This window comes from Mesorhizobium sp. M3A.F.Ca.ET.080.04.2.1 (genome assembly GCF_003952525.1).
Taxonomy (GTDB): domain Bacteria; phylum Pseudomonadota; class Alphaproteobacteria; order Rhizobiales; family Rhizobiaceae; genus Mesorhizobium.
Genome location: NZ_CP034451.1, coordinates 5,181,762 through 5,195,251 on the forward strand (window position 1 = coordinate 5,181,762; position 13,490 = coordinate 5,195,251).

Below are 13,490 nucleotides of genomic sequence, written 5' to 3' on the forward strand. Positions count from 1 at the left end.
GGTTGAGCATGCCCCAATCCTCCTTAGGGTTGCGCAGTCGCTCCTTGCGAAAGCCGTTGCAGCAGGAGTCCGGCCTCCAATAAGTCAGGCGTGTCGAGGCCTTCGTTGAAAGTCGTATAGACCGGTGCGAGTAACGATCGCGCCTCCTTGTCGCGGCCGCGATTGACCCAAAGTCCCGCGAGGCGAAAAGCGGCTCTCAACTCGGCCAACACCGCGCCCTGCTCGCGGGCGGCGGCCAGAGACTGCCGCAAAAGGTCTTCGGCGGCGTCGCCAGGCGGGTCCACCCGTGACAGCAACTCTGCTTTCGCATTCAACAGCTCGGGCAGCTGATATGTAGAGCCTGATTTAGCGAGCGTGTCGAACGCCTGCTCCAGAACGGCCAGTCCCTCGCTTGTCTCGCCGCGCTCGCCGCAAGCCCGCGCTAGCGCACACAGATAAGCGGCCATCCCCATGTCGGCGCCGGTCGCGGCCATCGCTGCGATCCCACCGCGCATCTCGCCAATCCCATCATCCAACTCTCCCAGGCCGGCAAGCGCCCAGCCGAAGAAAGCGCGAGCCTGTCCTAGCAGAAGCGGGAGGGCAAACTCGGTGCACACAGCAATGGCTTTTTCAGTCCAGAATCGCGCCTCGCCGGGCTCTCGCCGGAGGAGGTGGACAACGCCGAGCGCCATCTGTGCCTGCGCCAAACTAAGGGGGTGCGAGTCACGCTGGGCCAGAGCGACGGCTTCCCTTGCCTGCTGGATCGCCCCATCAGGCTTACCGCATATGCATAGCATCTGCGCATGAAAGGACCTGCAGCAAACGCCGGGATCGTGCCCCGTATAACCCCACGCAAGGTGCCGATGCCGCTCGTAGTCGTAGGTTCTGAGACCATATCTGACAAAGGATTCAGCCGGTCCGTACTTGCCCAGATAAAAATTGACGCCCCAGAGCTGATGATGTCCCTCCAGCAAGTACTCCGAATCGGCGGATGCCTCGGCGAGCTCCATCCCAAGCGTCCTGCACTGGTGAGCGAGCGCTTCGGCGGCGCGCAGGTCGCCCGAGATCGTTCGGCAGGCGCTCTCGCCGCGTACCGCGGCAAATAGCTGGATCTTGTCGCCGAGCCGCGCGGCAAGCTCCCGCGCGGTCGAAAATGCCTGCAGAGGCTCCGGGGCGGCCCAACCTTTGGCCGGAACGAGAGCCGAACCCATCGCAGTCCACAGCGCAACTTCCTGCCTGAGGCGGGTTTCGGAAGCGGGCAGCGACACTATAAGCTCAAGCCCTTTGGAGAAGTGGGCGGCGGCCTCGCGGTTGGCAGATCTTGCCATCGCGCGTTGCCCCGCCCGCAGCCACCATGGCACGGCCTCAGCCGCCAATCCGGCCAGCGTGTAATGCTGCGCCACGGTCTCGGGTTCGGCCTCGGCGATTTCGGCGAACTCGCCTTCGAGCGCTGCTGCGATCCGGCCATGGATTTGCTGGCGCCGGCTCTTCAACAGGCTCTGGTAGGCAGTGTCGCGCACCAGCGCATGCTTGAACGTGTAAGTCGTCTCCGGCGCGGTGCCGCTGCGAAACACCAGCTCGGCCCGTTCGAGCTGGTGGAGTGCATCGTCGAGCCGCGCATGGTCCGTTCCGCTCACCGCAGCGAGCAGCCGGCGGCCGAAGATGCGCCCGATGCAGGCGCCGATCTGAGCCGTCTCCTTGACCGGCGACAGCCGGTCGAGGCGCGCCATCAGCGAGTCTTGCAGGGTCGATGGAATTGCCAGGTCGGGCAGCGGCTCGATCGCGAGATACTGCCCCTCGGCCTCTCGCAGCAGCCCGGAGTCGAGGACCGTCCGGGTTAGCTCCTCGACGAACAGCGGTACACCTTCCGTATTGGCCAGGATCCGATCGGCAATCTCGCGAGGCAGCTTTTTGTTGCCTGCAACGCGCTCTATGATCGCTATGCCGTGTTCGCGTTCGAGTCGTTCGAGCTGCACCATCTCTATCGATGATAGAGTCTTCCAGCGCGGCTCGAATTCCGGTCGTGCCGTCACCACCAACAAGGCGCGCAGGCCAGCGAGCCGCTCAACCAGCATCGCGAGCCACTCCGCCGTCGTCGGATCTATCCAGTGCGCGTCTTCGACCAGCACAAGCACCGGCTTGTTCGCTGCCGACACCTCGACAAGCCGTATCAACGCCGCCAACGTGCGCGCCCTGAGCGTCGGCGCCGGCAATCTGGGCGGCTGGTAGCGTTCGCCTGCTTCGACCGACAACAGGACAGCCAGCAGCGGCAGCACCTCGCCCGCCTCCAACTGCAGCCTGGCGCACAGTGCCCTGAGTTTGTCGAACCTGCTATCGGCACTGTCGTCACTGACAAAACCCGCCGCTCGCTCGAGATGCATTATGAGAGGATGCAGCGCGCTGTTCGTGTGATGGGCCGAGCAGAAGAAGCGCAGCTCGGCGTGCGGTTTGGTACCCACCCGCTCCGCCAGGGCCGCAATCAGGCGCGACTTGCCAATGCCCGCTTCGCCGCTGAGCAGTACGACCCGAGCCTCCGCCGTTGCCGAGCGGTGCCAGCTTTCGAGCAGGAGTGCCAGCTCACGGTCCCGCCCGACCAGAGGTGCAAGCACGGAGTGCCGTGCTTCGAACCGGCTTTCAGTGGCTGTTTCACCGACAACGCGCTGGCATCGCATCGGAGTGGCAAAGCCCTTCAAAAGACGCTCACCGAGGTCAGCTGTCGCGAACAGCCCGGCGATCAGCCTTTGCGTTGTGTCGGCGATGATGACTGCGCCAGGTTCTGCGAGTGCCTGCAGCCGGGCAGCAAGGTTGGGCGTGTCTCCAACAACGGCTTCCTCTTGTGCAGCACCTTCGCCGACCAGGTCGCCGACGACGACCAGTCCCGTGGCGATGCCAACTCGCGCCGCTAGTGACTTGCCGCCGGGTGCGTTCAGCCGACCGGTGGCCGAAACAGCGGCAAGGCCGGCTCGTACGGCGCGCTCGGCGTCATCCTCGTGCGCCTGTGGCCAGCCGAAATAGGCGAGCACGCCGTCGCCCATCAGCTTGGCGACGCGCCCGTCGTAGCGAGCGATCTCGCGCGCAACCGCCTGCTGATACGCGAGAATGATTTCGCGCATGTCTTCCGGGTCGAGCGCCTGCGTAAGCTGGGTCGAGCCGACGAGGTCGACGAACATCACAGTGAGTTGCCGCCGCTCTGCGCGAGATTCCGAGGCGGCAGGCGAAGGCTGAGCCGCGGTGGGCCGGATCTGATCCTCGGCAAGGGCTGCAATGGCGCTGAGTAACTTGCGCCGATGGCCAATCGACGTGATCCCGAGCGCCGTCAGATCGTCGGCGGTCAGGCTTGGGAGCACCTCTTCATCGATGTCGTGGGCACCGAAGGCCTCGGCATACTCGCCGAGACCGAGGCTCACCAGCCATGCCCGAACATCCACGTGCCTACCTCCCAGGCGGCGGAGGCTTTGCCCGAGCAATATATCGCAAACGCTAAGTTGGGTCGCGCCTCTTATGCGAGGAGCAGTGCCAGCTTAGGGCCGTGCGCGATCCTATCGCACGCACCGACCGCATGACGTCCGCGCGGGGCGGATCCTGAGACTTGAATTCGATGAACTCGGTCCCGAATGGGACGAGTACATCAAATGGAGGTGGTCTTACCTGCACTACAAAGCGAACAATCCGCAAACGGCTCCAATCACGACATCCGCGCGCATGAAATGATAGCGCGTTCCCGGCGTTATAGCCTGCAGTGCGGCAACCGTGATCCAGCGCTCCTCCTGCCTCAGCCTTGGGGCTGATGCGGGCGGGGCGGAGGCAGCGGTGGTGCTCATTGCTTCCGACAAACGATTGTCGTGTGTGCCTTTCCGATCTCTTTGATTCGTAGGGCGTCCTCCGTAGGGCCGCAAGCGCACGTTCGCTTCGATGATCAATCGCGCTTCGAAGACCTCGGCGGGAGCGCCTGCGGTCGCGCAGTACTCGGCAGCGAAGTGCACGCCCCGGATGACGAAGAAGGCGCTCGTCTTGCTCCGTCTCGGCGATCATGCCGCGGGGCGGGGCGAGGCAAACCGAACTCGACCGCGAGATCGCGCTCAGAACGCAGTCGATCGCCTGGCTCAAAACAACCGTCACACGGCCGCTTCCGCTGAAGTGCAGCAGATTTCTTGCGCAACCAATTTGATCTATCTTGACACCGGTTGCGATACCAATGTCATATTGGTTCGAGCAATCCAAAGATTGGTTGCGCCTAATTGCTGGAGGCAGGGAGCTGATGAGTGTGACTGACAGCAAGGGATATCGATCCGGCGCCGCCGCCGAGGGCAGCGGTAGCGATGGTCACAGTCGCCAAGCCGCAATTAACGAACTCGCGCAAATGTCGGACAACTGGGCCGCGCCCGCTGTCGAGAAGATGCAAGCTGAATGGGACTCCAGGCGCCATGACATGCGCCCGGTTCTCAAGGTTGATGAACTCAGCAAGGCCTTCGGCGCAGTCAGGGTCCTCAACGACGTCACTTTCCAGATGCCCGAAGGGGAGGTCATTTCCCTTATCGGCGCGTCTGGCTCGGGAAAGAGTACGTTATTGCGCTGCATAAACTTTCTGGAGACGCCGACCTGGGGGAAGATCGAGGTGATGGGCGATGCGATCTCCATCTCCTCCAATCGACAGGGCAAGAGCGAAATCACCAACCGCGCGAAGATCCGACTCTTTCGCCAGCGGACTGGCATGGTGTTCCAGAGCTTCAATCTCTGGCCGCACCGCACTGTGATCGGCAACGTGACGGAGGCGCTCGTCTACGTGCTCGGGAAAGGAAGGCGGGAGGCCGAGGATCTGGCGCTTTCGGCGCTTTCCAAGGTCGGGATGGCCGAGTTCCGCGATCGCTATCCCAGTCAGCTTTCGGGCGGTCAACAGCAGCGCGTGGCGATCGCGCGGGTGCTGGCGATGCGACCAAAGATCATGCTTTTTGACGAGCCCACATCCGCGCTCGATCCTGAACTCGTAGGCGAGGTGCTGAAGGTGATCCGCACGCTTGCCGAGGAGGGTGCGACCATCCTTCTCGTCACCCATGAAATGCGGTTTGCACGCGACGTGTCGAACCGAATGATATTCCTGCGCAAAGGTATCCTTGAGCAGGACGATGCGCCGGAAGAGTTGTTTCGCAACCCCGCCTCGGAGGCGGTGAAACGTTTTCTCTCCAGCGTCATGCCAGCCGCCGCCTGAACGCGGTTTTCTTCACTAGAACAAAGAAAAAGGGGTAACACTCATGCTTTCAGTGCAAGCGTTTCGCTCGATTTTCCTGTCGGGGTTGATGCTCGCCGCCGCAGCCGGTGCCGCGCGCGCCGAGGAAGGCGTCCTACGCGTCGGTACGGAAGGCGACGCGCCGTTGTTCAGCATGGCGGACGCCAACGGAAACGTCACCGGCTTCGACGCCGATGTCGCCAACGGCATCTGCGCCGAACTCAAGATGAAGTGCAAATTCGTGGTGCAGGCTTTCAGCTCGCTGGTTCCCTCCATGGATAGCGACCGCTTCGACGTGATCATTTCCGGCCTTGGAATCACTGCCGAGCGCCAGAAGAAGATCGACTACTCCATCCCGTACGCCACCACGCCGCTCTACTTCGTGGTCCCCAAAGACTCGCCCCTTGCCGGGCTCAAGAATCTCGAGGAGATCGAAAAGGCTCTCGCCGGAAAGAGTGTCGGCGTCGTGACAGGCACGACCTATGCCAAATTCATCGGCAAGCGGGCGACCAGCGCCGATCTCAAGACTTACGATGCCACCACGCAGCAGACCGCGGACCTTGCGGCTGGCCGCCTGGATGCTGCTTTCGGCGACTCCCCGACCTGGATGGATTTCCTCGCTACGCCTGACGGCGCCAACTTCACGAAGATCGACGTGAAGATTACGGCGATGAACGATCCTGAAACCCTCGGCCACGGCATGGGCGTCGGCATGCGCAAGGGCAATGCCGAACTCAAGGCCAAGGTAGATGCTGCGCTCTGCAACATGATCAATGGAGGTAAGATCAAGGAGTCTTCCCTCAAGTGGTTCAAGGACGACTACACCATTGCCTGCAAGAAGTGATCCTCTCGCAACAACCGGCCGTCGCAGTCCGCGACGGCCTGACGGGTGTCGTCCATGTTTGAAACTTTCTGGTCGCTGATTGTGGAGCAGGGCTGGGGGCTCGCTTTGCTGCGCGGCGCCTTCGTCACGATCTGCATCGGTCTGGTCGGCATGGTGATCGGGTTGATCGCAGCCGTCCCGTTTGCCATCGCCCGCTGGCAGCGAGTCCCGGTGCTGTCCCAGGTGATCGACGTTTACAGCATCGTCGTGCGGGGCGTGCCGGGCCTTCTCGTGATCTATCTCCTGTTCTTCGGCTCCGTCGACTGGGTGCAGAAGGTCGCCGTCGCCTTCGGCTACCGGGACATGGCTGAAAGTGCCTATCCTTCCATCATCGGCATCCTCGCCATCGCGACGATTTCCTGCGCCTATTCAGTCGAGGTGATGCGCGGTGCTTTGGAAGCCGTTCCCAAAGGCCTTCTTGAAGCCGCGAAGTCTCTGGCGCTACCGCCACAGGTCGCCTTTTTCAGGATCACGCTGCCACTCGCGTTGAGACTTGCTCTCGGCGGGGTCAACAATGTCTGGCAGATGACGATCAAGGATACTTCGCTCGTTTCCATCGTCGGCATGCAGGAACTGATGCGCATGGCGGCCATAGCGGCCGGCATCACGCGCTCGCCACTTCTCTTCTACTGCATCGCCGCTTCTCTGTTCTTCGCCATGACAGCGGTCAGCCAGACCCTGTTCGGCCTGGCTGAGCGCCATATCAACCGCGGCTTCAGCGGAGGTTAGAATGGATTTCACCATTGTTGCCTATGCGATCCCGTTCCTTCTCACCGGCGCAAAGACCACGCTTCTGATCTCGGTGTTCGGCGTGGGCTTGGGACTGCCCTTCGGCATCCTGCTGGCGCTCGCCCGCACTTCGCGCAATCGCTTGGTTTGCAAGGCGGCCGACGCCTATTGCGCTGTCTTTCGCGGCACGCCCATGCTGGTGCAGATATTCGTGATCTACTACGGATTAGGGCAGGTCGGGTTCCTTCGCGCCAACCCGCTGATTTGGTGGCTTATCGGCGACGGCTTGCACGCAGCCATTCTCGCGGTCCTGTTGAACACCGGCGCCTACACAGCCGAAATCTTTCGCACCGCCTTCCTGTCGCTGCCGCGCGGGCTAATCGAGGCGGCGGAAGCGTGCGGCATGTCGCCCTGGATTGTCTTGCGCCGGATCACGTTCCCGTTGGCCTTGCGACAAGCGCTGCCATCCTACAGCGGCGAGGTTGCCATCATCGTCAAGGAATCCAGCCTCGCCTCAACCATCGCTGTGCTGGAAATCACGGGTTGGGCCAAACGCCTGATGAGCGAAACCTTCGCCATTATGGACATCTTCATCATCACTTCCGTCTTCTATCTCACCCTCAATGTCGTCGGACTGACCGCCTTGAAGCTTCTGGAACGGCAACTTTGGTTCGAACGGCGTTTGACCCGCAGAAAGGCCACATCCCCATGTCCAAGTTGACGTTCATCGACCAGGATGCTCTTCCGTGCCCCCGCAAGGGGCAACCTCTGCCTGACCGCCTTGTGGAGGGCGATCCACGTTTTCTGAGCTGGGATATCGCCCAGACCGCCGACGGCGGCGTGAAGGCAGGAGTCTGGGAGGTCACGCCCGGCGCCTATCGTTCGATTAAGGGCGAGACTTTCGAGTTCTGCTACATCCTTTCAGGTGTCTCCGAACTCATTGAGGATGGCTGCGAGCCGCGCCGCATCGCGGCTGGCGATGCCTTCGTCATGCATCCGGGGTTCACCGGTGTATGGCGCGCCATCGAAACTACGCGCAAACTCTGGGTCTCACGTGATTGACCGGTTTTGCTTGCCCGCGCTTGTCCGACCAAAAGCTGGTTTTTCCAATGACCGCAGATTCGGCTGACCCCTTCAAATCCACGCCCTATTGGTGGGACGATTGCACCTTCGCTCCTCTCACAGTCCACCCCGTCGTCCCCAAATGCGACGTGGCGATCGTTGGGGGAGGCTATGCAGGACTTTCGGCGGCCATCGAGCTTGCTCGTGCCGGTCGCAGTATCCAGCTTTTTGATCGCCAGGCGCTGGGGCAGGCGGCTTCCAGCCGTAACGGCGGCATGGCGAGCGGGAGCATTCGACCCGGGCGCAAGGAGTTGATCAGACGATTCGGCGAGGCCCGCGCCACTGAGATCCTGATGGAGGGAAAGGCCGCGCGGGAAGACCTATGGGCGTTTGTGAGGGAGGAGAAGGTGGACTGTGACTTCCATCTCTCCGGCCTCTTCGTCGGCGCGATCAATGCGGACGAATATGACGAACTCAGTCGCTCCGCCGATCTACTGCGGCGTTTGCTTGGCATCGAGGCTTATCCCGTCGCCCGGTTGGACGTGCCGAGCTACATCGGGACGGATTTCTACACGGGTGGATTCGTGCGGATGGATACCGGTGGCCTGCATCCGGCCAAGCTGCTTGCTGGTATTCTGCGGGTGGCAACCGCATCCGGGGCGGTGATCCATGAGAACACAGCCGTTACCGGAACAATCGCCGAGGCCGGCGGGGTCCGCGTGAGAACATCGCGCGGCGACGTCTTCGCCAGGAAGGTGCTGATCTGCACGGATGCCTATACTGACGGCTTCGATCCTTGGCTGCGCCGCCGTATTGTGCCGGTGCGTAGCCGCATCATCGCTACCGAGCCATTGGCAGAAGGAGCGATGGACCGGTTGATGCCGAGGCGCATGATGTGTGGCGACATGCGCCAGCTCAGCTATTACTATCGCCCTTCGGCGGACGGATCGCGCATCCTCTTCGGCGGCCGGGACGGCACCACGGCGGGTGACGCGCTGGCGCCGACCACCCATTTGCGCAGCGAACTTGGCCGGATTTTCCCCGAGCTGGAGGGCGTTGGCCTGACGCATAGTTGGTTTGGCCAGGTCGCCATGCATCGCGACATGTTGCCCCGGATTTTCACCTCGGGCGATACGGTTTACGCCACCGGGTTCTGCGGCTCCGGAGTGGTCTGGGCCCGCTGGCTGGGCAAGAAGGCTGCCTTCAAGATCCTCGGTGAAGCCGAAAAGGCGCAGTCCGCCTTCGATTTCGACCCCGCGCCGAAGGCCGTACCATTCTACCGCGGCAAGCCGTGGTTCATCCCGCTTGTCTATTCCCTGTATGAATGGCGGGATAAGCGTGCCATGCGCCGCCGGCAGCGCGAAGAAAAGCGGCCATGACCTTGCTCTTCCTTGCGGTCAGGCCCGGGTGCACATCGCCGCAACCTTTCGCATTGCATCTGCCTGGCACTCATTGTCCAGGACTGACGGGCGGTCAATCCGCGCGCCGTGGATCCGTTAAAGTGTGTAAGGTGCCCCGCCTTGAATAGGGCGACAAGCGAGCAGAGTTCGAAGGGCCGCCATCCCGCTCATACGGCAGTCTGACAGTATTGTTGGCGATACCTTCCTAGGCCATTGTCTCTGATCCGAGGATGTTGGCTCTCGCGGTCAAGATATGGTTATGCATTCTTTGTTCGGCCTGCCCGCCATCCCGGTCAATGATCGCCTGCAGGATCGCGCGATGATGAGCCGTATACTCCTGCATACGCTCTTTCGTCAGAGACTGCTCTTTCATGCGCCCCCACAGCCGCCCCGCCCGAAGCGAGTGAATACCTTCGTAGAGCGAGGCCAGCAATCCGTTGCGGGCCGCCGCCACTACCAATTGATGGAACGCGGCGTCCCAGCGCTCGAACTCCGCCAGCGTCGCGGCGGTGCTGCCATGCTGGATGACTTTCTGCATCTCTTCGGTTTCGTAGGGCGTCGCCCGCAACGCGGCGAGCGCGGCCACCTTCGGCTCGATGATTAATCGTGCTTCGAAGACCTCAGCGGGATAAGTCCACAGTTCCTTCCGGGAGGCATTCTGTGCGCGGTACGGAGCACTTGCGGTCGCGCCGCGCTCGGCGACGAAAGTGCCACGCCCTACATGCCGAAGAAGGCGCCCCTCTTGCTCCATCTCGGCCAGCATGCGCCGCAGGGCCGTGCGCGGCAAACCGAGTTTGACCGCTAGATCGCGCTCAGGGGGCAGCCGGTCGCCTGGCTGCAATCCTTCCGCCTCAATGAAATCTCTCAGAACGACCGTCATAGGCCCACTCCTGGACGAATCGGCAATTTTCTCCGCAACCAATTTGATCTATCTTGACACCGGTTTCAATACCAATTTCATATTGGTCCCGGGCAATCACAGATTGGTTGCACGGGTTTTCTAAACCGCGAGAGGTCGAGTGTGACTCAGCCAGCAAGGGACATCGAGCCTTTTAGGGCGGATGCTGGGGCTATCATTGCAGGCGCTCCTGTGGAGCTGCTGGTGGGCGGCAAATGGACAAGTGCAACCGGCGGCAATCGGTTTTATGTCGCCGATCCATCCAATGGGCGCACGATTGCATCTGTCGCAGACGGCGCAGTCACCGACGGCATCCGGGCAATCGATGCTGCGGAGGCCTCTGCGACGATGTGGAGGCAAACACCCTCACGCCAGCGATCGGACATCCTGATGCGCTGCCATCAGCTCATGCTCGATCGTGCCGAAAGGCTGGCGCAACTGATATCGCTGGAGAACGGCAAGGCACTCCCGGACGCTCGCGGCGAGGTGACCTATGCCGCAGAGTTCTTCCGTTGGTATGCTGAGGAAGGGGTGCGCACTTTCGGCGACATAGGCTATGCGCCGGGCGGCGCTAATCGAATCCTGGTTCAATACCAGCCGATTGGCATTGCCGTGCTCGTCACGCCCTGGAATTTTCCTGCTGCCATGGCGACCCGCAAGATCGCCCCGGCGCTCGCGGCCGGTTGCACGTGCGTCCTGAAGCCGGCGGCTGAGACGCCGCTGACCGCGTTGACGATCGGCGCGATCCTCATGGAAGCCGGTCTGCCCGAAGGTGTCGTCAACATCGTGACGACCACGGCCGCAGGGCCTGTGGTGAGCGCGATGCTGCACGACAGTCGGGTGCGTAAACTGTCATTCACGGGTTCGACCGCCGTTGGCCGCATCCTGCTGCGCGAGGCCGCCAACCGGGTCATCAGTTGCTCGATGGAACTCGGTGGCAACGCTCCTTTCATCGTGTTCGATGATGCGAATCTCGAGGATGCCGTCGCCGGCGCCATGGTCGCCAAAATGCGCAACGGCGGAGAAGCCTGCACCGCGGCAAACCGCTTCTATGTGCAGCGCGGCATCTACGATGCTTTTGTCCGCCGGCTTACCGAGGAAATGTCGTCACTTTCAGTGGGGCCGGGTCTTCACGCGACGACCCAACTCGGGCCGCTTATTACAGCGACCGCGGTGGAGAAGGTCGATCGCTTGCTGAAGGATGCCGTTGCCCGCGGGGCGCGTATCGAAACGGGCGGTAAACCGCGGTCTGGCGTGGGCTTCTTCTATCCTCCTACAGTGCTTGCTGACGTATCTCACGATTCCGATATTGCGAGGGAGGAGATCTTTGGACCGGTCGCAGCGGTATCGCCCTTCGATACGGAAGACGAGGCTGTACGGCTAGCGAACGAAACCGAGTATGGCCTCGTATCCTACGTCTTCAGTGGTGATCTCAGGCGCGCCCTGAGTGTCGCCGAACGTATCGAAAGTGGGATGGTCGGCATCAATCGCGGCGTAGTCTCAGACCCGGCAGCGCCGTTTGGAGGGATGAAGCAGAGCGGGCTCGGCCGGGAGGGAGGGCATCATGGCCTGCTTGAATATCTCCAACCAAAATACATCGCGACCAACTGGTAACGACATGACCAGACCCGGCAACCGGGATCGAAAGCGGCCGGCACTGCGCTCACGTATGGCAAGTTTGCGAGCAAAACGGCCCCAAAATTCCGCCGCCTGACAGAAAAACTGCAAGTAGGAGAAAATTGTCCAGGCGACGGCTCAGACATGGGAACTGCCAAGTCGGGAGCTATATATGGATTTGGCGAACCGGCGATCGAGGTAGCTCTTGCACGATCGGCCAGTCGGGCTGGAGTAAGTCGTGTTGATCTAAACCGGCTTCTACACTGAGCGAACGGGCGCTGCCCAAGACGAAGTAAAAGTGCCACCGATTTTCCAATTGGAGCATCGATGGGAAAGGTTATCGAAAGCGGCATCACCGCCATAAAAAGCAAGGGAGGATTTGCAAAATGGCTCCAATCGATCGTTCTTTCTCGCGCCGTCGGTTCCTTGGCGGCAGCGCCATGGCCGTCACGGCCGGTGCTCTCGGCATGCCGTTCGTGCGAACGGCGCGCGCCCAAGCGGCGACCTTCAAGGCGGGCGTGATCACCTCGCTCTCGGGCGAGAACATCCTCGGCGGCAACCTGACCAAACAGGGCTATGACCTTTGGGCGGATGCGATCAACGCCAAGGGCGGCGTGGAGGTAGCTGGTGACCGCTTCAAGGTCGAGATGTTCTACGGCGACGACCAGAGCAGCCCGGCGACGGGTGCAGACGCCGCCGAGCGGCTGATCGTGCAAAACGGGGTCGACGTGCTGTTCGGTCCCTATACCAGCGGCTCGACCATTGCCGTACAGCCGATCTGTCAGAAGTACCAGGTGCCGATGATCTCCGGTTCGGCCGAATCGCCCAACGTCTGGAAGGCGAAGCCTGAGTTCAATTTCGGCATTATCCCGGCGGTCGATACGACTTCGGGCCTGTCGCTGGGCGTGCTGGCGAAGCTTTCCAAACCGGCCGCGAAGACTGTTGCTGTGATCAGCGTCAACGAGCCGTTCTCGAAGGAGACGGGCGAAGGTTTTCGCGACGGCGCCAAGGCCGCCGGCCTCGAACTGGCCACCTACGAGCTGGTGCCGCCGGAAGGGGACCTCACGCCGATCATCTCCAAGATCGCGGCGCTCAACCCCGACATCGTCGCTGTCGGTGGCCATGAGGAGGTTCTGATCAATGTGGTCAAGACCTCGAAGTCGCTGAACTACCGGCCGAAGGCGCTGATCATGCACTACGGTATCACCAATCCGGCCTTCGCCCAGGCGCTCGGCGCCGATGCCGACGGCACGACGGGCGTGGTGGTCTGGCTGCCTACAGTGGCCTACAAGGACGACGTATTCGGCACGGCCAAGGACTTCGCCCAGATGGCGCAGAAGAAACTGGGAGGCGAGCCGGACTACACGGCCGCCGCCTGCGCGGCCAGCGGTCTGGTGCTGGGCGATGCGCTGAAGCGCTTGGGCAAGAAGCCGGCGCTGACGCCCGAGAACCGAGTGGCGTTGAAGGATGCCATCGCCGAAACCGACATCCAAACTTTCTACGGGCCGATCAAGTTCGAGAAGGACGGCCCGCATTACCACGACAACATCCAGCCCGTGCCGGTCCTGGTCCAGATCCAGGGCGGCAAGACTGTCGCGGTCGGGCCGAAGGAGGCCGCGGCAGCCGACTACATCTACCCACTGCCGGCCTGGAAATAGGCGTGCACGGGCAGATGCGGACGGTTTTGCCGCCCGCATC

At 61.9% G+C, this 13,490-nt stretch carries 10 protein-coding genes; 8 read left to right on the plus strand and 2 right to left on the minus strand.

The features are described 5' to 3' along the window. Window positions 1–23: 23 nt before the first annotated feature. Window positions 24–3,407, minus strand: coding sequence for an adenylate/guanylate cyclase domain-containing protein (locus EJ074_RS24750; RefSeq protein ID WP_095806862.1), 3,384 nt, complete (start codon window positions 3,405–3,407; stop codon window positions 24–26). A 1,001-nt stretch (window positions 3,408–4,408) separates the two neighbouring features. Here EJ074_RS24750 and EJ074_RS24755 point away from each other — a divergent pair. The 6 genes from EJ074_RS24755 to EJ074_RS24780 are packed head-to-tail and all read left to right on the plus strand — an operon-like array spanning window position 4,409 to window position 9,256. Then, complete coding sequence (locus EJ074_RS24755; RefSeq protein ID WP_095807029.1) at window positions 4,409–5,185, plus strand: amino acid ABC transporter ATP-binding protein; 777 nt, start codon at window positions 4,409–4,411, stop codon at window positions 5,183–5,185. Between the two features lie 43 nt (window positions 5,186–5,228). Beyond that, window positions 5,229–6,047, plus strand: a complete 819-nt coding sequence (locus tag EJ074_RS24760; protein ID WP_095806861.1) for a transporter substrate-binding domain-containing protein — start codon at window positions 5,229–5,231, stop codon at window positions 6,045–6,047. Between the two features lie 54 nt (window positions 6,048–6,101). Beyond that, window positions 6,102–6,815: an ABC transporter permease subunit gene (locus EJ074_RS24765; RefSeq protein WP_095806860.1), complete on the plus strand. Its 714-nt coding sequence runs from the start codon at window positions 6,102–6,104 to the stop codon at window positions 6,813–6,815. A 1-nt stretch (window position 6,816) separates the two neighbouring features. Continuing rightward, window positions 6,817–7,536 carry an ABC transporter permease subunit gene (locus EJ074_RS24770; RefSeq protein ID WP_095806859.1) on the plus strand — a complete coding sequence of 240 codons (720 nt, stop codon included), beginning with the start codon at window positions 6,817–6,819 and terminating at the stop codon, window positions 7,534–7,536. After that, window positions 7,524–7,877 carry a cupin domain-containing protein gene (locus tag EJ074_RS24775; RefSeq protein ID WP_095806858.1) on the plus strand — a complete coding sequence of 118 codons (354 nt, stop codon included), beginning with the start codon at window positions 7,524–7,526 and terminating at the stop codon, window positions 7,875–7,877. Before EJ074_RS24770 ends, EJ074_RS24775 begins: the two co-directional genes overlap by 13 nt. A gap of 47 nt (window positions 7,878–7,924) precedes the next feature. After that, window positions 7,925–9,256, plus strand: coding sequence for an FAD-binding oxidoreductase (locus tag EJ074_RS24780; RefSeq protein ID WP_095806857.1), 1,332 nt, complete (start codon window positions 7,925–7,927; stop codon window positions 9,254–9,256). A gap of 226 nt (window positions 9,257–9,482) precedes the next feature. Here the strand turns inward: EJ074_RS24780 and EJ074_RS24785 are convergent, their stop codons facing one another. Beyond that, entirely contained in the window at window positions 9,483–10,157 is a 675-nt protein-coding gene (locus EJ074_RS24785) for an FCD domain-containing protein (protein ID WP_095806856.1), read from the minus strand. A gap of 162 nt (window positions 10,158–10,319) precedes the next feature. Between EJ074_RS24785 and EJ074_RS24790 the strand changes: the two genes are divergently transcribed. Further along, complete coding sequence (locus EJ074_RS24790; RefSeq protein ID WP_165350113.1) at window positions 10,320–11,789, plus strand: NAD-dependent succinate-semialdehyde dehydrogenase; 1,470 nt, start codon at window positions 10,320–10,322, stop codon at window positions 11,787–11,789. Window positions 11,790–12,178: 389 nt separating this feature from the next. Continuing rightward, window positions 12,179–13,450 carry an ABC transporter substrate-binding protein gene (locus EJ074_RS24795; RefSeq protein WP_095806854.1) on the plus strand — a complete coding sequence of 424 codons (1,272 nt, stop codon included), beginning with the start codon at window positions 12,179–12,181 and terminating at the stop codon, window positions 13,448–13,450. Window positions 13,451–13,490: the final 40 nt, after the last annotated feature.

Coding starts and splice junctions, on each gene's coding strand:
- EJ074_RS24755 (WP_095807029.1), top strand. CDS start 4,409: ATGCGCCCGGTTCTCAAGGTTGATGAACTCAGCAAGGCCTTCGGCGCA.
- EJ074_RS24760 (WP_095806861.1), top strand. CDS start 5,229: ATGCTTTCAGTGCAAGCGTTTCGCTCGATTTTCCTGTCGGGGTTGATG.
- EJ074_RS24765 (WP_095806860.1), top strand. CDS start 6,102: ATGTTTGAAACTTTCTGGTCGCTGATTGTGGAGCAGGGCTGGGGGCTC.
- EJ074_RS24770 (WP_095806859.1), top strand. CDS start 6,817: ATGGATTTCACCATTGTTGCCTATGCGATCCCGTTCCTTCTCACCGGC.
- EJ074_RS24775 (WP_095806858.1), top strand. CDS start 7,524: ATGTCCAAGTTGACGTTCATCGACCAGGATGCTCTTCCGTGCCCCCGC.
- EJ074_RS24780 (WP_095806857.1), top strand. CDS start 7,925: ATGACCGCAGATTCGGCTGACCCCTTCAAATCCACGCCCTATTGGTGG.
- EJ074_RS24785 (WP_095806856.1), bottom strand. CDS start 10,157: ATGACGGTCGTTCTGAGAGATTTCATTGAGGCGGAAGGATTGCAGCCA.
- EJ074_RS24795 (WP_095806854.1), top strand. CDS start 12,179: ATGGCTCCAATCGATCGTTCTTTCTCGCGCCGTCGGTTCCTTGGCGGC.